The organism is Streptomyces racemochromogenes (assembly GCF_039535215.1).
Classification (GTDB): Bacteria; Actinomycetota; Actinomycetes; order Streptomycetales; family Streptomycetaceae; genus Streptomyces; species Streptomyces racemochromogenes.
On the sequence record NZ_BAAAWT010000001.1, the window covers coordinates 3,555,474 to 3,577,098 of the forward strand.

Sequence of the window (21,625 nt, forward strand, 5' to 3'; positions counted from 1 at the left end):
CTACCGGTGCTACTCGGCCGGGCCCAGGGTGACCTGGGGGCCGACCGGGGGAGCCGCCCGGACGATGGTGATCAGCCGGTCCGTCAGCTGGAGCGGGCTCGCGTGCGGGTCGTCGTACGGCAGGAGCCGGTGCCCGCGCAGGACGCTGACGACGAGGTCGCCGGTGTCGCGGACGCTGCGGCCCACCTCCGACTTGTTGACGGGCCGTTCGACCAGATCCAGGCCGCTGCCCTGGTGGATCAGGTCCTCCATCACGGTGCCCGCGCTGGGGCTGAGCACCGACAGGCCCAGCAGCCGGCCCGCCGCGCTGGCGCTCGTGATGACGGCGTCCGCGCCGGACTGCTTCAGCAGCGGCGCGTTCTCCTCTTCGCGGACGGCCGCCACGATCTTCGCGCCGCGGTTGAGCTGCCGCGCCGTCAGGGTGACGAGTACGGCCGTGTCGTCGCGCTGGGTGGCGATGATGATCTGACGGGCCTTCTGGAGCTCGGCCCGCAACAGCACTTCGGAACGGGTGGCGTCGCCGATGACCCCCGTGAAGCCCTCCGAGTTGGCGATGTCGATCACCTTGGCGCTGGGGTCGACGATGACGACCTGCTCCCTCGGGAGTCCGGTCGACAGCAGCGTCTGCAGGGCGGAACGGCCCTTGGTGCCGAAGCCGACGACGACCGTGTGCTCACGCAAGTTGTTCCTCCAGCGGTTGAGCCGCCACTCTTCGCGGGTGCGTTCGGTCAGCACCTCCAGGGTGGTGCCGACCAGGATGATCAGGAACAGCACGCGCAGCGGGGTGATCAGCAGGACGTTGACCAGCCGCGCGCTGTCGCTGTAGGGGACGATGTCGCCGTAGCCCGTGGTCGAGAGGGTCACGGTGGCGTAGTAGACGCAGTCGAGGAAGTCGACGTCCTCGTTGGCGTTGTCGTGGTAGCCCTCGCGGTCGAGCCAGACGATCAGGACCGTCAGGCACAGCACGAACAGGGCCATCAGCAGTCGCCGGGTGACCTGCCGCAGCGGCTTCTCGACCACCCGCTTGGGCAGTTTGACGCGGCGTGAGACGAGTTTCTCGTCGGCGCCGCGCGCCATGGCGTCCTGGCCGTGAAGTTTCACGTGAAACATCCCCCCGAAGCCCAGGGCAGGTCCAGGATCTCCAGCTCCTGCCCCGAACGCGCCCCGTGCGGCGGTACGACGGCCAGCGCGTCGGCGCCCGCCACCCCGCGCAGCATCGCGGGGCCGTTGTACCGCAGCGGTACGGCGTGTTCGTCAGTCAGCAGTACCGGCACGAGCCGGGTGTCGTACGGGTGGCCGGGCACGTCGCCCTCCACCGGAACGGTGTAGCGGGGCCGCTGGCGGCGGCCGGCGAGGGCGCGCAGCAGCGGCTCGGCGAGCGTGAGCAGCCCGGACACGGCGGCGAGCGGGTTGCCGGGCAGGCCGACCACGTGGCGGGCCCACTCCCGGTCGCCGATGCGGGCCAGCAGCATCGGGTGCCCGGGGCGCACGGCGACCCCGTCCACGAGCAGCTCGGCCCCGGCGCGTTCCAGGACGGGGTGGACGTGGTCCACGGGGCCGGAGGCGGTGCCGCCGGTGGTGACGACCACGTCGGCGGCGGAGGAGGTGACGGCCTGCAACAGGGCCTCCGCCCCGGCCGGGTCGTCGCCGAGCCGGCGCGTGCCGATGACGTCGGCGCCGAGCCGGGTGATCCAGGGGCCGAGCATGGGGCTGAGGGCGTCCCGGATCAGGCCGTCGTGCGGGCGGCCCTCGGTGAGCAGTTCGTCCCCGAGGACCAGGATCTCCACGCGGGGCCGGGGGCGGGTGACCAGCTCGTCGTACCCGGCGGCCGCGGCGAGGCCGAGCACCGCGGGGGTGACGAGGGAGCCCACGGGCAGCAGCAGGTCGCCCGAGCGGCACTCCTGGCCGCGCGGGCGGATGTCCTGACCGGTGTTCACGGGCCGGTCGGAGTAGAGCTGGCCGCCGGACGCGCGGGCGTGCTCGCTGCGGATCACGGCGGTGGTGTCGGCCGGGACGCGGGCGCCGGTGGCGATCCGTACGGCCTCGCCGTCGGCGAGCGGCGCGGGCGGCTCGTCACCGGCGAGGATCCCGTCCCCGGGGCGGACGCGCCAGGGCCCGGGACCGGCGACGGCCCAGCCGTCCATGGCCGAGGTGTCGAAGGACGGCAGGTCGCTGAGGGCTTCGAGCGGTGCGGTCAGCACCTCGCCGAGCGCGTCCGCGAAGGGCACCCGGTGGGTGCGGGCCGGCACGGAGGTGCCGGCCCGGGCCGCGGTCTCGCGGGCGCGCAGCCAGGGGGCGGCACGGTGGCCGCCTGCGCCGCCGGTGTCGGGGGTGCGGCTGACCAGGGCGAGGGCCTCGTCCAGGGCGCCGTCGGCGTCGGTACGGGTCATCCGGAGCCGGTCTCCTCGGGGTGTGGGGGCTGGGCTTCGGCGGCCCAGCGCAGCGCCAGCTCGGCGGCCTTGCGGGAGGCCTCGGCGACGGCCAGGGCGGGGTCCGCGCCGGTGGCCTCGGCACGGGCGGCCGCGTAACCGACGAGGAACGTCGTCAGCGGTGCCGCGGGCCGGGCCACACCGTGGGCGGCGTCACGGGCGAGGTCGAGCAGGGTCGCGACGTCGACGGGGACGTCGTCGATCCCGAGTTCGTTCTTGGCAGCGGTGATCCAATGCTCCAGCACGTTCCCATGCTCCCTGATCCGGGCGCGGGCCGCTGCCAGGTCCTCCCAGGTGTCGCAGTCGAAGGAAGCGAGTGGCTCAGCGGCGCCGATCCTGGCCAGATCCAGCTCCTTGGTGAGGGCGCGCAGCGGGAGGCCGTGCAGGGTGCCGTGCTCGGTGGCGAGCAGGGCGATCTCGCGGCGGAGGGGCTCCGCGCGGTAGGCCGCGACGAGGGGCTGGTCCCGGCCGTCGGCGTCCCGCAGGACCGCGCCGTCGGTGTTCGCGGCGTCGGCCGCGGTGAGCAGGACGTGGACGGTGTCCCGGTCGAGGAAGGGAAGGTCGGCGGAGAGTACGAGGACCAGCGGGGCGGTGGTCCGGCGGACACCGGCGTCCAGCGCGGCTACCGGGCCGCCGCCGGGCGGGTCCTCGCGGGTCCAGTGGACGGGACGGCCCGTCGCCCTGCGGGTGCCGACCACGACGGTCTCGGCGGCGTCGGGGCAGGCCGCCAGGACCCTGTCGAGGAGGGTGCGGCCGCCGACGTGGAGGGTGGGTTTGTCGGCTCCGCCGAGGCGCCGGGCGGCGCCGCCGGCCAGGACGATGGCGTCGTAGCTCATGCCCTTGAGTATGCGTGGGGTGTCTGGGGGGCGTCGGGGTCGACTTACCCGGGGCTTACGCCGTGGCCGGGCCGGTGCGGGTGCCGCTGCGCGGAGCTGCTCCCCGCCCCGCCCTTTCTCCGTTTCCCGGGGCTGCGCCCCGGACCCCCTGGGGGCTCCGCCCCCAGACCCCCGCGCCTCAAACGCCGGCGGGGCTGGGGGGTGGGGCTGGGCCCTGACCCCCGCGCCTCGAACGCCGGCGGGGCTGGATTCGCTGCGCGGAATCCAGCCCCGCCCCGCGGGAACTACAGGTACGGGCCCGAGCGGACCGCGCCGTGGGGGCCGTCTTCGTCGTCGTCGTGGGTGCTGCCCGGCGGGAGGGCTCGGCGCATCTGTTCCAGTTGGGCCCGCGCCGCCATCTGCTGCGCGAACAGGGCCGTCTGGATGCCGTGGAAGAGACCCTCCAGCCAGCCCACCAACTGCGCCTGCGCGATCCGCAGTTCGGCCTCGGAGGGTACTGCTTCCTCCGTGAAGGGGAGGGAGAGGCGCTCCAGTTCCTCCACCAGCTCCGGCGCCAGGCCGTCTTCGAGTTCCTTGACCGACGCCGCGTGGATGTCCTTCAGACGGACCCGGCTGGCCTCGTCCAGAGGTGCTGCGCGGACTTCTTCCAGAAGTTGCTTGATCATGCTGCCGATGCGCATGACCTTGGCGGGCTGTTCGACCATCTCCGTCACCGGGACCTCGCGCGACTCGTCATCGGTGCCGCCGACCGCCGTCCCGTCCTGGCCCACGATCAGCACGTGCGGGGGGCTGTCCTGCGACCGTTCACTCCTCGGCATCTCCATGCCGTCATTCTCTCGCACACCTGCGTTCTCACACGGTGTGCCCCCGCACGGGCGTGATCCACCCTGTGCGGGGGCGCCAACGTCATCCGGCCGCCCGGCGGGCCAGTGCGCCGCTCGACCTGGTGACCAGCGCGGCCAGCAGCGCCGCGCCCAGCGGGACGAGGACCAGCAGGCCGGCCAGCGTGTCCCACGGCACCGCGATCGGGACGTACAGCTCGGTGTCGCGCCCCGAGGTGTAGCCGCTTTCGAGGGCGTACTCGATGAGCCGCCGCTGTTCCCGTTCCTGGGTGAGGCGGAGTCCGACCGCAGGCAGGATGCCCGCCGCCGATCCGAGGACCACGCCCATCAGGGCCACCACCCCGCACTGGAAGCCGCTGAGGGTGCGCCGTACGCGCGGGGCCGCGCCGACGGCCGCGAGGGTCTTCAGGTCGGCTTCGGAGTCCGCCTGGGCCAGGCCCGTCGCGATCCCGGCGGCGCCGATGGTGACGAGTCCCGCGAAGACGCTCAGGGCGAGCAGGCCCAGGGTGTGCTGCTCCTGGTAGCCCTCCTCGATCCTGACCTCGGCGTCCGCGCCCATCCGGTCGATCTCGCCGTCCAGCCGCTGCCGCTCCGCGGTGCCGGCCTTCCGGTCGAGGCTGAAGTAGGCGCCGGCCGGGGCCGTCGCCAGGCCGGCGGCCCGGGCGGCGGCGGGCGGCAGGACCAGGTCGACGCCCCAGGCGGTGCCGGGGGCCTGGTGGACGGCCAGCACCTTGTCCTGGCCGGGCGGGTCGGTGCGCCGCTCGGCGGCCTCGTCGGCGGCGGCCTGGTCGGTGATGACTCGCAGGGTGACCTTGCCGTCCTTCACCTGGTTGCGGTTGAAGGAGACGGACCGGCCCTCCTTCAGCGCGGCGGCCGAACCCGGGTCGGAGACGGCCAGCACCTGGAGCAGCTTCTCGTCGGCGACGACGACGTCGAAGGGGCTGCCCCAGCGCCTCACCACGCAGCGCGGGTCCTGGCGCAGTGCGCGGGCCTGGTCCGGCGGGAAGGAGGCGGGGCCGTTCTCGGCCTCGGAGAGCGGGCAGCGCTGCTCCTTGGGGACGATGACCTCGACCCGCCCGCAGCCCGGGGCCGAAGAGAGCGGTGAGCAGTTCGGGTTGCCGACGACGAGGCGGTCCACATCGGCCCGTACCGACACCGGGAGGTTCTTCGAGAGGGTGTCGCGCAGGGCGGGCACCTCTTTGTGGCCGGCGTGGTCCGTGCTCGTCAGGTAGCCCGCGTTGGCGGGGAGCACGGCCTCGTACTCGTGCCGGCCCTGGACGTCCTGGCTGTGCTGGTACGTGGAGACCGCCACCGTCCCGGCGACGGCGGCCAGTACGGCGGCCACGGCCGGGGCCGTGCGCCCCCGGTTGCGGACGGCGTCGCGCAGCGCGAGCCGCGGTGACAGCGGGAGCCATCGCCCCAGCCGTCCGAACAGGCCGACCAGCAGCGGGGTGAGGGCGACGACCCCGAGCTCGGCGAGGGCGCTGCCGCCCATCACGAAGGTGGTGTTGACGCGGTAGCGGCTTCCGTAGATGACGATGGCCGCGCCCGCCGTGACGGCGAGGAGGCCGATGACGGGCAGCACCCGGTTGGCTCGGCGCACCCCGCGCCGGCCGGTGAGGGACGCCAGCACGCTCTGCCGGGACGCGGTCACGGCGGGGGCGACCGCGGCCAGCAGGCCCGTCGCCACGGCGACCAGGGCGATGCCGAGCAGCTCCAGCGGGCGGGCCTCGAACCCGCCGAAGCGGGCGCCGAGCTGCTCCTCCAGTACGGGCCGCAGCCCGACGGTGAGGCCCACCCCGATCGCCGTGCCGAGGACCGCGGCGGCGGCACCGATCACGATGCCGCCGGAGAGGACGACGGCACGGACGTGCCGCCGGTCGCCGCCGTTGGCGCCGACCAGGCCCAGCTGGCGGCGCGAGCGCCGGGCGCCGACCGCGAAGGCGGGTCCGGCGAGCAGGCAGATCTCCAGCATGGCGAGGCCGATGACGGTGACCAGGACGGCCCGCCGGGTCATCGTGCCGCCGTCCGCCCTGTCGAACTGCTCCTTCGGCTGCTGCGTGAACAGCGGGACGTCGGAGTCGGCCGGCGGGTGCAGGGCGACGGCCCGGGAGAGCACGAGCGCGCCGCGCTTGTTGGCCTCCTTGACCATGTTCCACGTGAAACCATCGCCGCCCGCCGCGACGAGGTAGCCGGGCCGGGGGTTGATCCCGGGTGCTCCGGTGGCCTTGAGCGCCTGGTCGAGGGGGTCGAGCAGGGTGCCCGGCAGGGCGAGCAGCTCGGGGTGCCTGAGCTGGTCGGGCATCTCGTACGCGCCCACGATCCGGTACGAGGACGTGGCGCCGCGCGGGGTCGCGGAGGAGCCCACGTACAGGCCCGAGGCCTTCAGGAAGGCGGTGGTGGCCACGACCTCGCCCGGCCCCTGGGGCATGCGGCCGCGGTCGAGCGTGAACAGGCCCTTGGTCAGCGGGTCGCGCACGTCGAGCTCGCGCAGGTCGGTCCCCAGCAGCCCGTGTGCGGTGTGCACCTTGGCGAAGCCCCGGCGGTCCTCGACGGACCGGATCCCGGGCGGCAGTACGGACTTCGGCGGCTGCCGGTCCTCCTCGCGGACGGGGCGGTACGTGTCGTAGCCGCCGACCGGCGCGTACTGCGCGCCGTTGGGGTGCTGGTAGATCGGCGCGTCCAGGCCGGCCGGGCTGATCCGGGCGTCGGCGGCGCCGAGTTGGCGGGTCATCCGCTGGTCGGTGGAGAGTTCGGCGCTGCGGTAGGTGAGGTCGATGGCGCTCATCCCGATGATGGGCAGGGCGAGCATCGCGAGTACGAGGGCGCTGCGGCCCTTGGCGCGCCACGCGTCGCGGCGGGCGATGCGCAGGGCGGCGATCCAGGAGTGGTACCAGGCGGTGAGCGGGGAGGTCACAGGCCGGCCGCCCGCCCGTGGAGCAGCGAGTCGGCCTGGCTGCGCAGGGTCTCGTCGACGACGCTGCCGTCGCGCAGGAAGACGACCCGGTCCGCCCAGGCGGCGAAGCGGGGTTCGTGCGTGACGAGGATGCCGGCGGCGCCGGCGTCGCAGCGGGCGCGCAGCAGCGCGAGCACGGACTCGCCGGTCTCGGAGTCGAGGGCGCCGGTGGGTTCGTCGGCCAGGACCAGGCGGCGTTCGCCGACCAGCGCGCGGGCGATGGCGACGCGCTGCTGCTGGCCGCCGGACATCTCGTCGGGGAAGCGGTCGGCGAGCTGCGGCAGGCGTATCTCCTCCAGCGCGGCGAGGGCCGCACGGCGGGCCTTGCGGGCGGAGGTCCCGTCGAGTTCGAGGGGCAGGGCCACGTTCTCGGCGGCGGTGAGGGCCGGGATGAGGTTGTAGTCCTGGAAGACGTAGCCGATGCTGCGCCGGCGCAGCGCGGCCAGCTGCCGGCGGGAGGCGGTGGTGATGTCGACGCCCTCGACCAGGACGCTGCCGCTGGTGGGGGTGTCGAGGCCGCCCGCGAGGGTGAGCAGGGTGGACTTGCCGGAGCCGGACGGGCCCATGACGGCGACGAGTTCGCCGGGGTGGACGCTGAGGTCGACCCCGCGCAGGGCGTGCACCTCGGTGGCGCCGCTGCCGTGGGTGCGGACGAGACGGTCCAGCCGGAGTACGGGGTTCGTGCGGTGCTGCTGGTCGGGCATGAGGGATCCCCCCTGGGACGTTCGTTCAGCCGCGCCGCGTGCGGGCGGCGGGCCTGGTGGTGCCGGTCGCGCCTGCGGCGGGCGGCGCCGGCGGACCGGGTGTGTCCACCGGGCCGGGCGGGTCCGCGGGGCCGAGTGCGGCCAGCCGGACGAGGCGGGACTCGGAGTGGTCGAGCCAGCGCGCCTCGGCCTCGGTCTGGAAGATCAGCTGCTCCAGGACCAGCAGCCAGGCCAGGTCGTCGCGTTCGCGGGACCGGCCGCTCTCGATGGCGGCGAGGGCCCCGGCCTTGAGCCGGGTGTAGTCCTGCATCGCCTTGAGCGTGGCGTGCCGCTGGGCCTGGATGACGGCGCGGATGTCCACGCCCGGTGCGCCCACGGCCATGGCGAGCTTGATGGACAGCTCGTCGCGGGGCGGGTTGGCGCGGTCGACGGGCCGCTCGTACCAGTCGCGCAGTTCGGCACGGCCGTCGTCGGTGATGGCGTAGAGGGTGTGGCCGGCGTGGTCCTCGCCGCCGGGGGCGACGAGGCCGTCGCGCTCCAGGCGGGCCAGCGTGGTGTACACCTGCCCGACGTTGAGGGGCCAGGTGGAGCCGGTGCGGGATTCGAACTCGGTGCGCAGCTGGGAGCCGTAGCGGGGGCCCCGTTCCAGCAGTGCGAGAAGGCCGTGACGGATCGACATACTCAGTATGTATACCGAGTATGCTCGTCTCCGCAAACACCCGGCCCCCTCAACGGCCCCTACCGGCCGCGCCGCAGCCGCACGCCCATGTAGCCGATGCCGAGGCCCATCAGGGCCAGTCCGGTGCCCAGCGGGAGCAGGTGCGCGGCCAGATCGGCGGCCCGCTCGTTGGGCTCGTTGCCGAGGGCGGTGACGGGCGTGGGGGCGGGTGCGGTGCCGGTCGCCGACGGGTCCGGGACCGGATCCGGCCGGGGTGCGACGGGCTCCGGCCGCTCGTGCGCCGGCTGGAGCGGGCGCGCCGGGGGGACCGGGCGTACCGGCCGGGAGGCGGCGGCGAGGCCGGGATCGGGGGGCGCGTCGGCGGGCCGCCCCGGGCGCTCCCGCCCGACGCCCGCGGCGCTGCCGGCGAGTTCCTCGTACGCCTCCTGCGGCACCTCCCCGGCCACCGCCGGGACCCAGGCCGCCCGGCCGGGGAACGCGGGCGCGGCGAGGGCCGGGGCGCGGGCGGGGGTCGCGCTCGCGGGGGCGGCGGCCAGCAGCGCCGCGGCGGCCAGCGCGGCCCCGGCTGTCCGGTACGGCGGGCGGAGGCGTCGAGTCACGGGGTGCCCCTCCCCTTCCGTGCGGCCCGGGCGCCCGAAGTCGGAGCACCGCACTCAGGTTCACATGCTGGGGCAAAACGGGCACCCCGGGTGGTCCGTCAGGGTGCCGGGCACACCGGTACCACCGGTCCGGCCGTACGACGTCCGCCGCCCCGCCGTACGGCGGCTGCCACCCCGGCCTACGCCGGCCCTGACGCGAAAGCCCCCGGCCGGTACGAAACCGGCCGGGGGCGGACGCCTGCGCGGTGCCTGCGCGGTGCCTGCGCGGCGCGCCTGCGCGGTGCCCACGCGGTGCCCGCGCGGACGCCTCCACGGCCGCCCGAGCGCCCGCCCGAGCGGCCGCCCGCGCGGATGCCTACTGGGGGTCGCCGGTGGAGACGACCAGGGTGAACTTCGTGTCCCCCTTGGCCACGTCGGTCCCCGACGCCGGCAGCTGCTCCAGGACGGTGTCCTGGCCGTAGACGGTCTCGTCGCGGTTCTGGATCTCGAAGCTCCAGCCCGCGGCCTGGATGCACTCCTTCACCGAGCGCAGGTTCTTGTACCGGAAGTCCGGGGCCACGACCTTGGTGGCGTCCTTGTAGGACTTGGTCGGGCTCTTGCACTTCTCCACGTCGATCGTGCGCGACGGGTCCGGCCCCTTGTGGCCGGCCTTCGCCGGGCCGGACGCGGACGCGGAGGCCGAGGAGGACGGGGAGGCGTTGTCGGCGCCCTTGTCGCCCTCGTCGTCCATGTTCAGCACCGCGATCAGCCCGCCGATGGCCAGCAGGGCCACCGCGATGGCGCCGACCACGACCGGGGTGTTCTTCTTCCCGGCCGAGGACGCCGACTGGGCGGACGCCGGGGTGGGGGAGATGGTGAACGGCGGCGGGGTCTGCGGCGCGTACTGCTGCTGCGGCGCCGGGGTGTGCGGGTAGGCGTAACCGCCCTGCTGGGTCTGCTGCGGCTGCTGGTGCGTCTGCGGCGCGTACGGGGACGGCGGCGTGTGGGCCTGGTACGGCTGCTGGAGCGACTGCGGCGGCGGCGACTGGAATCCGGAGTCCACCGGCGGGAAGACGGCCGAGCCCACGCCCGCCCCGCTGCCGCCGGTCGCGGCGCCCGGGACGATGACCGGGGCGCCGGTCTGGCCGGCCGACAGCACGCGCATGATCTCGTCCCGCATGGCCGCGGCCGTGGGGAAGCGCTCGTTCGGGTTCTTCTTCAGCGCCCGCGCCACGAGCGCGTCCATCGCCGGGGTGATCGACCGGTTGACGGTCGACGGAGCCACCGGCTCCTCCTGGACGTGCGCGTACGCGATGGCCAGCGGGGAGTCCGCGTCGAAGGGGATCCGGCCCGTCAGCAGCTGGAAGAGCATGATGCCGACGGAGTACAGGTCGGAACGGGCGTCCACGCCGCGCCCCAGCGCCTGCTCCGGCGACAGGTACTGCGGGGTGCCGACGACCATGCCGGTCTGCGTCATCGAGGTGACCCCCGACTGCATGGCGCGGGCGATGCCGAAGTCCATCACCTTGACCACGCCGCGCTTGGTCATCATCACGTTGCCGGGCTTGATGTCGCGGTGGACCAGGCCCATCTCGTGGCTGGTCTCCAGCGCGGCCAGCACGTCGGCCGTCACCTTCAGCGCCTTGTCCGCCGGCATGGCGCCGTACTGGCGCACGTCCGCGTCGAGCACCGAGCCGAGCGGCCGGCCCTCCACGTACTCCATGACGATGTACGGCATGACCGCTTCGTCCCCGCCGCCGGAACCGAAGGTGACGGTCCCCTCGCCGGTGTCGAAGACCGAGACGATGTTGGTGTGCGACAGTTTCGCAACAGCCTGCGCCTCGCGCCGGAAGCGCTCGCGGAAGGACGCCTCGCGCCCGAGTTCGCTGTGCAGGGTCTTGATCGCGACCTGGCGGTCGAGCGCGGAGTCGTACGCGAGGTAGACCGAGGCCATGCCCCCCTCGCCCAGCAAATCCCTTAGCTGGTAACGGCCACCGGCCAGGGAGCCGCCTGCGTACCGGCCCTGCGTGCCGTCCTGGCTCATGACTGTTGCTTCCCCTCGGGCTGTTTCCCTACGCGTCTGGCTGAGCGCATGTCGCGCCCAGTCTGCCGGAGGGCAAGCACACGTCAAGCCGGTGCCCGCTGCGTGACCGGGGGCCTACGGGGCGTCTGTAGCCGAACGGTGACGGGTTCAGAGGCTGTAGCGTTCATCGGAGCACCCGATGAGGACCCACCGCTAGAGCGGACGAGAGAGACGACGGCGAGGACTGATGGCACCCGAACCCGAGGGAAACGGCGCCGGGATGGCCGACGGTCCTGAGCACTGGGGCGCCGGCGGCCTCGTGGGGGACGGCCGCTACCGGCTGACGCACCGCCTGGGCCGCGGCGGCATGGCCGAGGTGTTCGCCGCCGAGGACGTACGCCTGGGCCGCACGGTGGCCGTGAAGCTGCTCCGGGCCGACCTGGCCGAGGACCCGGTGTCCAAGGCCCGCTTCACCCGTGAGGCACAGTCGGTCGCCGGCCTCAACCACCACGCCGTCGTCGCCGTGTACGACTCTGGCGAGGACCGGGTCGGCCCGAACGTGGTCCCGTACATCGTGATGGAGCTGGTCGAGGGCCGCACCATCCGCGAGCTCCTCATCAGCGCCGAGGCCCCGGGGCCCGAGCAGGCGCTCATCATCGTGTCGGGCGTGCTCGAAGCGCTCGCCTACTCGCACCAGCACGGCATCGTGCACCGCGACATCAAGCCCGCCAACGTCATCATCACCAACACCGGCGCGGTGAAGGTGATGGACTTCGGCATCGCCCGCGCCCTGCACGGCGCCCAGTCGACGATGACCCAGACCGGCATGGTCATGGGCACCCCCCAGTACCTGTCGCCCGAGCAGGCCCTCGGCAAGGCCGTCGACCACCGTTCCGACCTGTACGCCACCGGCTGCCTGCTCTACGAACTCCTCGCGCTGCGGCCCCCCTTCACCGGCGAGACCCCGCTGTCGGTGGTCTACCAGCACGTCCAGGACGCGCCGGTGCCGCCCTCGCAGCTGCCCGAGGGCGGCTCCATCCCGCAGGAGCTCGACGGGCTGGTCATGCGGTCCCTCGCCAAGGACCCGGACGACCGGTTCCAGAGCGCCGAGGAGATGCGCGGACTCGTCCAGTACGCGCTCCAGATGCTCCAGGACCAGGGACCGAACACCGGCACCTGGAACACGGGCCCCGTCACCATGGCGCTCCCGCACGGCCAGCCGGGCGGCGCGCCCACCACGGCGTCGGCGCCCGCCCAGAACGGCGGCCCGCGCGCGCAGTACCCCTCGCACGCCACCACCTCGCAGTTCCAGCAGCCGATGGTGCCCCCGCTGAACCCGGACGACGGCACGGCCTTCCCCGGCGGCGGCAACCACGCCGGCGGGCAGGGCGGTTCCGGCGGTTACGACCACTACGACCCGTACGACAACGGGCGTCGGCGCGGCGGCGCGTGGAAGGCGTGGCTCTTCGCGGTCCTCGCGGTCCTCGCCATCGCCGGCGGTGCCGCTTACGCGATCAAGAACGGCAACCTGGGCGGGGGCGGCGGCGGCAACAAGCCGAAGACCAGCACCAGTACGCCCGCCCCCTCGCAGAGCAGCGACAGCACCCCGGAGACCCCGGCGACCACCCCGAGCACGGAGGGCGGCTCGCACACCGACGAGACGTACCGGCCGACTCCGAGCCGCCCCAAGTTCACGCCGAGCACCACCCCGTCGGCCCCGTCCACCGCGCCCTCGACGCCGAAGACCACCCCGCCGGTGGACCCGACGACCAAGCCGACGCCCCCGACCGACCCGCCGACCAAGCCGACGCCGACCGGCGGCGGCGGAAGCCCCGCGGCCGGCGAATAGCAGACCGGTGAAAGGCCCGGAGGAAGGAATTCCGCCGGGCCTTTTCCGTATCCGCCCACAGGTCCGCCCACAGGTCCGCCGACAGGTCAGAGGGCAGGTCAGAGGGCGTGCAGGCAGGGGCGGTCCGCGACGCCCTCGCGGGTCCGGGCGGCCTGGTTCCCGGGCAGTGTGTGCACGGTGACGAGCTGCGGTTCGATGCGCATGTAGACGGGGTCGAAGATCTCCCCGTCCACGAAATGCGGACCCGGACCGAATAGTTCCAGTTCTGCCGTGGACGGCTCGGCCAGTTCCGCCGTTCCGGTGAACTGCACCGTCCACAGCGTGGCCTCACCGGAATTGAAGTTGTCCGCCCCGTAGGCGACGACGCTGCCGGCGCACGCCTGGTGGTACCCGAAACCGGCGTGCATTCTCAGCACGACCCTGCCGTCCACCACGATGTGGCGGGCGACCGCGAGGAAGGGGAGCGCGCGCATGCTGGTGGCGACCCGCCCGTAGGGCACGCGGCGCAGCAGTTCGATGGCGTGGAGTTCCTCCGGTGACATGCAGCCCACTCTCGGGCACCGGCGGAGCGCCGGACAGAGGATCCCGCCCCGGTGATCGGGGACGTTGGTCCCGAATCGAACCGTGCGCCCCGGGGCACCACGCGGCCACGGGGCGTCACGCCGGCTGGAGAACCGGTCGGGGAACGCTGGGGCTAGCGCCTCTCGGCCTGGAGCCGGGCCACGTACGCGGCGGCCTGGGAGCGGCGCTCCATGCCCAACTTGGACAGCAGGCTGGAGACGTAGTTCTTGATGGTCTTCTCCGCCAGGTGCAGCCGCTCGCCGATGACCCGGTTCGTCAGGCCCTCGCCGATCAGGTCGAGGATCTTGCGCTCCTGGTCCGTGAGGTTGGCGAGCCGGTCGTCACCCTTGCCGTTCTTGCCGTCCCGCAGCCGTTCCAGCACGCGCGCGGTGGCCACCGGGTCCAGCAGCGACTTGCCGGCCGCCACGTCGCGCACGGCGCTGAGCAGCTCGTTTCCCCGGATGGCCTTGAGGACGTAGCCGGAGGCACCGGCCATGATCGCGTCGAAGAGGGCCTCGTCGTCGGCGAACGAGGTGAGCATCAGGCACTTGATGTCCTCGTCCTGCGAGCGCACCTCGCGGCAGACCTCGACGCCGCTGCCGTCGGGCAGGCGTACGTCGAGCACGGCGACGTCGGGGCGGGTGGCGGGAATGCGGACCAGGGCGTCGGCGGCGGTACCCGCCTCACCGACGATCTCGATGTCCTCTTCGACCGACAAAAGCTCATGGACGCCCCGTCGTACCACTTCGTGGTCGTCCAGGAGAAATACCTTGATTTTTCCGTCTTCGCGCACAAACTCATCTTCACACACTCACCTCTTCCCTGCCGCAGTTACCCGGGATAACGTGCCGTTGTTCCGGCCCCCTGCAAGGCTGTGACCAGTGGATGTTCCCCAGGCGGCCGATTTACTTGGATATCCAAGCAAAATCGCAGGTCAAACGGGGTTTCGCAGTTATGCGTCGCACTGGGTAACGTGCTGTGCGCAGGGCACTCGCCGGGGCACCTGTCACGCCTGAATCCGTTACGCGCCGTGCACCCACCCCGTGCACGGGTACGGATACAGGTGAGCCGCACTGGTCCCCGGAGAACCCGGGTGCCGGACCGACGGAGGAGCACACGTGACCGTGGAGAGCACTGCCGCGCGCAAGCCGCGACGCAGCAGCGGCACCAAGCGGGCGGCCGGCGCGGCGAGCGCCCGCAAGACCGCCGCTGCCACCGCACAGCCGCACGACGCCGAGCCTCAGCTCGTACAGCTGCTGACGCCCGAGGGTGAGAGGGTCGAGGTCGAGGGCAACCCCGACGTCGCGGAATTCGCGCCCTTCGTCGCGGACATCACCACCGAGGACCTGCGGGCGCTGTACCGCGACATGGTCCTCACCCGCCGCTTCGACGGCGAGGCGACCGCACTCCAGCGCCAGGGCGAGCTGGGCCTGTGGGCCTCGCTGCTGGGCCAGGAGGCCGCGCAGATCGGCTCCGGCCGGGCGCTCCGCGACGACGACTACGTCTTCCCGACCTACCGGGAGCACGGCGTGGCCTGGTGCCGCGGCGTCGACCCGACGAACCTGCTCGGCATGTTCCGCGGTGTGAACCACGGCGGATGGGACCCGAACAGCAACAACTTCCACCTGTACACGATCGTCATCGGTTCGCAGACGCTGCACGCCACCGGCTACGCCATGGGCGTGGCCAAGGACGGCGCCGACTCGGCCGTGATCGCGTACTTCGGCGACGGCGCGTCCAGCCAGGGCGACGTCATGGAGGCCTTCAACTTCTCCGCCGTCTACAACTCCCCCGTGGTGTTCTTCTGCCAGAACAACCAGTGGGCGATCTCCGAGCCGACCGAGCGCCAGATGCGCGTGCCGCTCTACCAGCGCGCGCAGGGCTTCGGCTTCCCGGGCATCCGCGTCGACGGCAACGACGTACTGGCCTGCCTCGCGGTCACCCGCTGGGCGCTGGACCGCGCCCGCCGCGGCGAGGGCCCGGCCCTGATCGAGGCGTTCACGTACCGCATGGGCGCCCACACCACCTCCGACGACCCGACCAAGTACCGGCGCGACGAGGAGACGGCGGCCTGGGAGGCGAAGGACCCGATCCTGCGCCTGAAGGCCCACCTGCTGGCCTCCGGCGGCGCCGACGAGGCGTTCTTCGAGGAGCTGGAGGCCGAGAGCGAGGCCATGGGCAAGCGGGTGCGCGAGGTCGTGCGCGCCATGCCCGACCCCGACACGATGGCGATCTTCGAGAACGTCTACGCGGACGGGCACGCGCTCGTCGACGAGGAGCGCGCCCAGTTCGCCGCCTACCTCGCGTCCTTCGAGGAGGGTCACTGATGGCTGTCGAGAAGATGTCGATCGCGAAGGCGCTCAACGAGTCGCTCCGCAAGGCCCTGGAGACGGACCCCAAGGTCCTGATCATGGGCGAGGACGTCGGCAAGCTGGGCGGTGTCTTCCGCATCACCGACGGGCTCCAGAAGGACTTCGGCGAGGAGCGGGTCATCGACACCCCGCTCGCCGAGTCCGGCATCGTCGGCACCGCGATCGGCCTGGCCCTGCGCGGCTACCGGCCGGTCGTGGAGATCCAGTTCGACGGGTTCGTCTTCCCCGCGTACGACCAGATCGTCACGCAGCTCGCGAAGATGCACGCCCGCGCCCTCGGCAAGATCAAGCTGCCGGTCGTCGTGCGCATCCCGTACGGCGGCGCGATCGGCGCCGTCGAGCACCACAGCGAGTCCCCCGAGGCGCTCTTCGCGCACGTGCCGGGCCTGAAGGTGGTCTCCCCGTCGAACGCCGCCGACGCCTACTGGATGCTCCAGCAGGCGATCCTCAGCGACGACCCGGTGATCTTCTTCGAGCCGAAGCGCCGCTACTGGGACAAGGGCGAGGTCGACACCGACGCCATCCCCGGCGAGCTGCACAAGTCGCGCGTCGTCCGCTCCGGCACCGACCTCACCCTGGCCGCGTACGGCCCGATGGTGAAGGTCTGCCTGGAGGCCGCCGCCGCGGCCGCCGAGGAGGGCAGGTCGGTGGAGGTCCTGGACCTGCGCTCGATGTCGCCGATCGACTTCGACGGGATCCAGGCGTCGGTGGAGAGGACCCGCCGCCTGGTCGTGGTCCACGAGGCCCCGGTCTTCCTCGGTACCGGCGCGGAGATCGCCGCCCGCATCACGGAGCGGTGCTTCTACCACCTGGAGGCCCCGGTGCTGCGCGTCGGCGGCTTCCACGCCCCGTACCCGCCGGCCCGCCTGGAGGACGAGTACCTGCCCGGCCTGGACCGCGTGCTCGACGCCGTCGACCGCTCGCTGGCGTACTGAGGAGATCAGCGCGATGACGATCCGCGAATTCAAGATGCCCGACGTGGGCGAGGGCCTGACCGAGGCCGAGATCCTCAAGTGGTACGTCCAGCCGGGTGACACGGTCACCGACGGGCAGGTCGTCTGCGAGGTGGAGACGGCGAAGGCGGCCGTGGAGCTGCCGATCCCCTTCGACGGGGTGGTGCACGCGCTGCTCTTCGAGGAGGGCGTGACGGTCGACGTCGGCCAGGTCATCATCTCGGTCGAGACCGGGGCCGGGGCCCCGGGCGGTGACGCGGGTGAGGGTGGTTCTGCCGCCCAGGCGCCCGCGAGCGCTGCCGGTGCCCCGGCGGGCTCGGAGGCCGTCGGGGCGTCCGGCGCCGCGGCCGAGGAGCCGGCCCCCGAGGGCCGCCAGCCCGTGCTGGTCGGATACGGGGTGTCGCAGGCTTCCAGCAAGCGCCGCCCCCGCAAGGCCCCCGCGGGCGCGGTGGCGGCCGTACCGGCCCCGGCCGCGCCGGTCGCCCAGGTCGCTCCGGCCGCGCCGGTCGTGCCCGCTCCCGCGGCGCAGAACGGCACCGCGTACGCCAACGGCAACGGCGGCGGCGTCGCCACCGCCGAGCGGCCGCTGGCCAAGCCGCCCGTGCGCAAGCTCGCCAAGGACCTCGGCATCGACCTGGCCGCGGTGGTCCCCACCGGTGACGGCGGGGTCGTGACCCGGGAGGACGTGCACGCCGCCGCGGCGGCCGCGCTCGCCCCGCAGGCGCCCGTCCAGGCTCCGGCGGCCGCGCCCGCACCGGTGTCCGTACCGGTCCCGGCGGCCGCGCCGGCGTCCGCGGCGGACGCGCGGGAGACCCGCATCCCGGTCAAGGGCGTCCGCAAGGTCACCGCGCAGGCCATGGTCGGCTCGGCGTTCACCGCGCCGCACGTCACCGAGTTCATCACCCTCGACGTGACCCGCACGATGAAGCTGGTCCAGGAGCTCAAGGAGGACCCGGACCTCGCGGGCCTGCGGATCAACCCGCTCCTCCTGATCGCGAAGGCCGTCCTCATCGCGGTCCGCCGCAACCCTGAGGTCAACGCCTCCTGGGACGAGGCGGCCCAGGAGATCGTGCTCAAGCACTACGTCAACCTGGGGATCGCGGCGGCCACCCCGCGCGGCCTGATCGTCCCGAACATCAAGGACGCCCACGCCAAGAGCCTGGCGGAGCTGTCGACGGGCCTGTCCGAGCTGGTCGCGACGGCCCGCGAGGGCAAGACCTCCCCGGCCGACATGCAGAACGGCACCCTCACCATCACCAACGTCGGCGTCTTCGGCGTCGACACCGGTACCCCCATCCTGAACCCCGGCGAGTCCGCGATCCTCGCGGTCGGCGCGATCAAGCTCCAGCCGTGGGTCCACAAGGGCAAGGTGAAGCCGCGCCAGGTCACCACCCTGGCCCTGTCCTTCGACCACCGCCTCATCGACGGTGAGCTCGGCTCCAAGTTCCTCGCGGACATCGCGGCGGTACTGGAGCACCCGCGCCGGCTGATCACCTGGTCGTAGCGGAGCCCCCTTCCGGGGGCGAGAACCCCCGATGGCCGGTCCCTCCTCCGCGGGACCGGCCATCGGGCGTTTGGCCACCCCTGCCCCGGCCGTGGGGAAAATCCCCTGGTCCAGGACGGCCGGGCGGTGTGATCATCGGCCCGATGAGATTCCGCGCCGCCACCGCAGACCCCGCAGACCTCGACCGCGCCCTGGCCCACCCGGCCGACGGCCCCGTCGCCGCCCTGACCCCCGACCGGATCGGCGAGGAGTTCGCGCAGAACCGGATGCGCCCCGAGTGGACCTGGTTCGCCGAGGACGCCGACGGCCGGGTGCTGGCCCGCGCCCTGTGGTGGGGTCGCGCCGACAGCGCGCGGCCCGTCGCCCTCGACTGCCTCCAGGTCCGCGACGGGGTCGCCGACCCGGCCGCCCTGGCCGCCGCCCTGCTCCAGGCGGGACACACCGCCTTCGGCGGGCGCCCGGGCTACAACGTCAGCCTGCCCCGCGACTGGCGGGCCCGCCCCGAGCTCGCCGCCGCGGTGGCCTGGCGGCGGGAGGCCGCGTACCGGGCCGGTCTGACGCGGGAGATCGAGCGGCTGCGCTACGAGTGGACGCCGGCCGCCGGGACGGCGGATCCGACGGGGAGGCTCGTCTTCCGCGAGGGCACCGACGAGGAGTTCCTCGACGCCTTCGCCCGGCTCTCGCGCGGCAGCCTCGACCTGGCGACCCGGTACGAACTCGCGGACCTGACCGAGGAGGAACTGGCCCGCGAGGACTTCGCGTTCTACCGGGACTGCCCCGGCGAGCGCTCCTGGTGGCGCTTGGCGCACCTGCCCGACGGCACCCTCGCCGGACTCGCGGTCCCCTCCGCGACGCCCTACCACCGCAACGTCGGCTACCTGGGCGTCGTCCCCGAACAGCGCGGCAAGGGCCTGATCGACGAGGTCCTCGCGGAGATCACCCGCTTCCACGCCGGCGAGGGCGCCGAGCGGATCACGGCGACCACCGACACCGTGAACCTGCCGATGGCCGCCGCCTTCGACCGGGCCGGATACGAGGTCACCGAGATCCGTCTCGTCCTGGAGGCCCCGCCCGGCGGCTGACCGGGTAGCCTCCCGGCCATGCCGTTCGCCGAGTTGCAGGTGTATCGCGTGGAGCGGGCCGACGTCACCGGCGGGGTGTGCCTGGTGCGCTGCGTCGGCGGCGTGGCGCGGGCTGGACAGGTGTACGCGGCCGGGGAGTCGAGGCTCTGGCTGCGCGGGATAGAGCGCCACGGCCGGCCCGCCGCGTCCTTCGGCGCCGGGCACACGGCGCGGGTCCGCCTCGCGGGCGCCGTCGTCGCGCTGCTGAGCCGGGGTCAGGTGCTGACCCGCGTTCCCCCGGACGGGCACGGCCTGGCGGAGCTGGAGGCCTGGCTGGCCGGCGGGCCGCCGCTGACGGACGAGCCGCATCCGCGCACCCTGCGCGGGCTCGCGGTGGGCGGGATGCAGGACGGCCTGCTGCCGGACGCGACGCGGCTGCGCTGGGGCCGGCTGGCGGTGGCGGCGGCGTACCGCTGCGCGGCGGCGGAGGGCGCCTCCGACCTGGTCCGGGGGATCGAGCTGGCCTTCGTACGCGGTTACCTGCTGCGGGAGTTCGGGCCCGGGCGCGGCGGTGACCCGGCCGCCGTGTGCCGGGAGGCGCTCGCGCTGGTGGACCTCACCCCGGCGGAGGCGGCCGCGCGGGCCCGCGTGTGGCGGGAGCTGCCGCGCGCGGAGATCGTGCACCTGCGCCACCTCAAGATCCTGCTGCGCTGGGCGGGCGCCGCCCGGCCGCACCTGGCGGACGGCGGCCCGCTGGCGGTGGCGCTGGACGCCTGGTCGCGGGTGCGTCCAGGGCTGCCCTAGGCGCGGTCCGGGGCGGGGTCGTCATCCGGCCCCTCGTCCGGCCCGGTAGGCGCGCGCGAACGCGGCCACCCCGCCGTTCAGGAGCCGTTCGGTCTCCTCCTCGGGCAGGGGCAGGAGGCCGTAGTGGGACTGCTGCACGATCTGGTGCGCGGTCAGGGCGGTGAAGTGGGTGCCCGCCAGTTCCGCGTCCCCGTGCACGTCGAGGAGCCCGGCGGCGGCGAGGCCCTCCATGGCCTCGGCGAGGGCGCGGGCGACGGGGCGCGGCCCGGCCTCCTTCCACGCCTCCAGTACCTCGGCGGGCACGTGGTTGACCTCGGCGTGGATGTGCCGGACCAGCGCGAAGTGGTCGGAGTGCTCGAACATCACGCGGACCAGCGCGCGGGCGAGGGCCGCCAGATCACGTTCCAGGTTGTCCGGGTGGGGCGGGCGTTCGGGGTCGAACAGGGCGCGCACCGTGGCGACGTGGGCGTCGCGCACCTCGCCCGAGGTCCAGGTGACGACGGTGGCGAAGAGCTCCGCCTTGCCGCCCGGGAAGTGGTTGTAGAGCGTCCGGGTGGAGACGTCGGCGGCCTCCGCGAGCGCGTCTACGGAGGCGCGCGCGTACCCCTCGCGGCCGAATACCGCGCAGGCCGCTTTCGCCATGGCGATCCGCTTGGCCAGCTTCCGCGGCGGGATTCCGGGCTGTACCTCTGCTGCGCGGGCGTCCGACGCCCGGGTGCCGTTGCTGCCGTCCACGCCGGCCTCCTCAATTTTTTACAACGAGCGTTGCAGTTTTTACAACGACCGTTGTAGTTTACCGGAGCGGAGGCCGCACAGGGCGGCCGGCCCGCACTCCAAGGGGGATCATCATGTCCGTCAGCGAAGCAGTCCTGGACGAGCCGGTGCGCGTGGCCGTCGTCATCGGGAGCGTCCGCGAGGGCCGCCGGGGGCCGGCCGTCACCGACTGGTTCCTGAGCGCCGCGGCCGCCCACCACAGCGGCCTGGAGTTCGACGTGATCGACCTCGCCGACGTCCCGCTGCCGCTGACCATGCCCGACTGGGGCGGCTCCCCGGACCCTGCGGCCGCCGCCGCGCTCGCCGACGTCAGCCCGCGACTGGCCGCCGCCGACGCGTTCGTCTTCGTCACCCCCGAGTACAACCACAGCTTCCCGGCCGTGCTGAAGAACCTCATCGACTGGCACCGGCCGCAGTGGCAGGCCAAGCCCGTCGGCTTCGTCTCGTACGGGGGCGTCGGCGGCGGCCTGCGCGCCGTGGAGCAGCTCCGGCTGGTCTTCGCCGAGCTGCACGCCGTGACCGTACGCGACACCGTCAGCCTGCACGGCCCCTGGTCCGGACTCGGCCAGGACGGCGCCCCGCGCGACGGGGCCGTCACCGAGAGCGCCGCCAAGAACATGCTCGGCCAGCTGGACTGGTGGGGACGGGCGCTGCGGACCGCGCGCACGACCCGCCCCTACGAGGGCTGAGGAGCCGGACG

General features: G+C 73.5%; 19 protein-coding genes. 7 read left to right on the forward strand and 12 right to left on the reverse strand.

Annotated features, from left to right (window positions below; translation table 11 throughout):
* Window positions 1-9: 9 nt before the first annotated feature.
* The 9 genes from ABD973_RS16380 to ABD973_RS16420 all read right to left on the reverse strand — a co-directional run bounded on the left by ABD973_RS16380 (window position 10) and on the right by ABD973_RS16420 (window position 11,068).
* On the reverse strand, window positions 10-1,110 hold the full coding sequence (locus tag ABD973_RS16380) for a potassium channel family protein (protein ID WP_125604600.1): 1,101 nt from the start codon (window positions 1,108-1,110) through the stop codon (window positions 10-12).
* Window positions 1,098-2,390: a molybdopterin molybdotransferase MoeA gene (locus ABD973_RS16385; protein WP_125821702.1), complete on the reverse strand. Its 1,293-nt coding sequence runs from the start codon at window positions 2,388-2,390 to the stop codon at window positions 1,098-1,100. Before ABD973_RS16385 ends, ABD973_RS16380 begins: the two co-directional genes overlap by 13 nt.
* Window positions 2,387-3,265 (reverse strand): NTP transferase domain-containing protein, encoded by an 879-nt coding sequence (locus tag ABD973_RS16390; RefSeq protein ID WP_345500559.1) that lies wholly within the window; start codon window positions 3,263-3,265, stop codon window positions 2,387-2,389. Before ABD973_RS16390 ends, ABD973_RS16385 begins: the two co-directional genes overlap by 4 nt.
* 284 nt (window positions 3,266-3,549) lie before the next feature.
* Window positions 3,550-4,089 (reverse strand): bacterial proteasome activator family protein, encoded by a 540-nt coding sequence (locus tag ABD973_RS16395; protein ID WP_125604154.1) that lies wholly within the window; start codon window positions 4,087-4,089, stop codon window positions 3,550-3,552.
* 82 nt (window positions 4,090-4,171) lie between these two features.
* Window positions 4,172-6,919 carry an ABC transporter permease gene (locus ABD973_RS16400; RefSeq protein WP_345504610.1) on the reverse strand — a complete coding sequence of 916 codons (2,748 nt, stop codon included), beginning with the start codon at window positions 6,917-6,919 and terminating at the stop codon, window positions 4,172-4,174.
* 101 nt (window positions 6,920-7,020) lie between these two features.
* Window positions 7,021-7,767, reverse strand: coding sequence for an ABC transporter ATP-binding protein (locus tag ABD973_RS16405; RefSeq protein WP_125821699.1), 747 nt, complete (start codon window positions 7,765-7,767; stop codon window positions 7,021-7,023).
* A gap of 25 nt (window positions 7,768-7,792) precedes the next feature.
* Window positions 7,793-8,446 carry a PadR family transcriptional regulator gene (locus ABD973_RS16410; RefSeq protein WP_125604151.1) on the reverse strand — a complete coding sequence of 218 codons (654 nt, stop codon included), beginning with the start codon at window positions 8,444-8,446 and terminating at the stop codon, window positions 7,793-7,795.
* A gap of 59 nt (window positions 8,447-8,505) precedes the next feature.
* Entirely contained in the window at window positions 8,506-9,045 is a 540-nt protein-coding gene (locus ABD973_RS16415) for a hypothetical protein (protein ID WP_345500562.1), read from the reverse strand.
* Between the two features lie 355 nt (window positions 9,046-9,400).
* Window positions 9,401-11,068 (reverse strand): protein kinase domain-containing protein, encoded by a 1,668-nt coding sequence (locus ABD973_RS16420; RefSeq protein WP_345500564.1) that lies wholly within the window; start codon window positions 11,066-11,068, stop codon window positions 9,401-9,403.
* Between the two features lie 226 nt (window positions 11,069-11,294).
* Between ABD973_RS16420 and ABD973_RS16425 the strand changes: the two genes are divergently transcribed.
* On the forward strand, window positions 11,295-12,896 hold the full coding sequence (locus ABD973_RS16425; protein ID WP_345500566.1) for a protein kinase domain-containing protein: 1,602 nt from the start codon (window positions 11,295-11,297) through the stop codon (window positions 12,894-12,896).
* A gap of 98 nt (window positions 12,897-12,994) precedes the next feature.
* Here ABD973_RS16425 and ABD973_RS16430 read toward each other — a convergent pair whose 3' ends face one another.
* Window positions 12,995-13,438: a pyridoxamine 5'-phosphate oxidase family protein gene (locus tag ABD973_RS16430; RefSeq protein ID WP_345500568.1), complete on the reverse strand. Its 444-nt coding sequence runs from the start codon at window positions 13,436-13,438 to the stop codon at window positions 12,995-12,997.
* Window positions 13,439-13,590: 152 nt separating this feature from the next.
* Window positions 13,591-14,250: a response regulator gene (locus ABD973_RS16435; protein WP_125821694.1), complete on the reverse strand. Its 660-nt coding sequence runs from the start codon at window positions 14,248-14,250 to the stop codon at window positions 13,591-13,593.
* A gap of 325 nt (window positions 14,251-14,575) precedes the next feature.
* Here ABD973_RS16435 and pdhA point away from each other — a divergent pair, with 325 nt between their 5' ends.
* The 5 genes from pdhA to ABD973_RS16460 all read left to right on the forward strand — a co-directional run bounded on the left by pdhA (window position 14,576) and on the right by ABD973_RS16460 (window position 20,151).
* The gene (gene pdhA, locus ABD973_RS16440; RefSeq protein WP_125596555.1) at window positions 14,576-15,784 is read left to right on the forward strand and encodes a pyruvate dehydrogenase (acetyl-transferring) E1 component subunit alpha; all 1,209 of its coding nucleotides are present in this window, start codon (window positions 14,576-14,578) and stop codon (window positions 15,782-15,784) included.
* The gene (locus ABD973_RS16445) at window positions 15,784-16,764 is read left to right on the forward strand and encodes an alpha-ketoacid dehydrogenase subunit beta (RefSeq protein WP_345500572.1); all 981 of its coding nucleotides are present in this window, start codon (window positions 15,784-15,786) and stop codon (window positions 16,762-16,764) included. The genes pdhA and ABD973_RS16445 overlap by 1 nt, the downstream gene beginning before the upstream one ends.
* 13 nt (window positions 16,765-16,777) lie before the next feature.
* Window positions 16,778-18,286 (forward strand): dihydrolipoamide acetyltransferase family protein, encoded by a 1,509-nt coding sequence (locus ABD973_RS16450; RefSeq protein ID WP_125821692.1) that lies wholly within the window; start codon window positions 16,778-16,780, stop codon window positions 18,284-18,286.
* 143 nt (window positions 18,287-18,429) lie between these two features.
* Window positions 18,430-19,368 carry a GNAT family N-acetyltransferase gene (locus ABD973_RS16455; RefSeq protein WP_125821691.1) on the forward strand — a complete coding sequence of 313 codons (939 nt, stop codon included), beginning with the start codon at window positions 18,430-18,432 and terminating at the stop codon, window positions 19,366-19,368.
* An 18-nt stretch (window positions 19,369-19,386) separates the two neighbouring features.
* Window positions 19,387-20,151, forward strand: coding sequence for a hypothetical protein (locus ABD973_RS16460; RefSeq protein WP_125821690.1), 765 nt, complete (start codon window positions 19,387-19,389; stop codon window positions 20,149-20,151).
* Between the two features lie 21 nt (window positions 20,152-20,172).
* On the opposite strand, the gene ABD973_RS16465 is transcribed toward ABD973_RS16460, so the two are convergent.
* Entirely contained in the window at window positions 20,173-20,886 is a 714-nt protein-coding gene (locus ABD973_RS16465) for a TetR/AcrR family transcriptional regulator (protein ID WP_164720916.1), read from the reverse strand.
* A gap of 113 nt (window positions 20,887-20,999) precedes the next feature.
* Between ABD973_RS16465 and ABD973_RS16470 the strand changes: the two genes are divergently transcribed.
* Window positions 21,000-21,614, forward strand: coding sequence for an NADPH-dependent FMN reductase (locus ABD973_RS16470; protein WP_125596570.1), 615 nt, complete (start codon window positions 21,000-21,002; stop codon window positions 21,612-21,614).
* Window positions 21,615-21,625 lie beyond the last annotated feature (11 nt).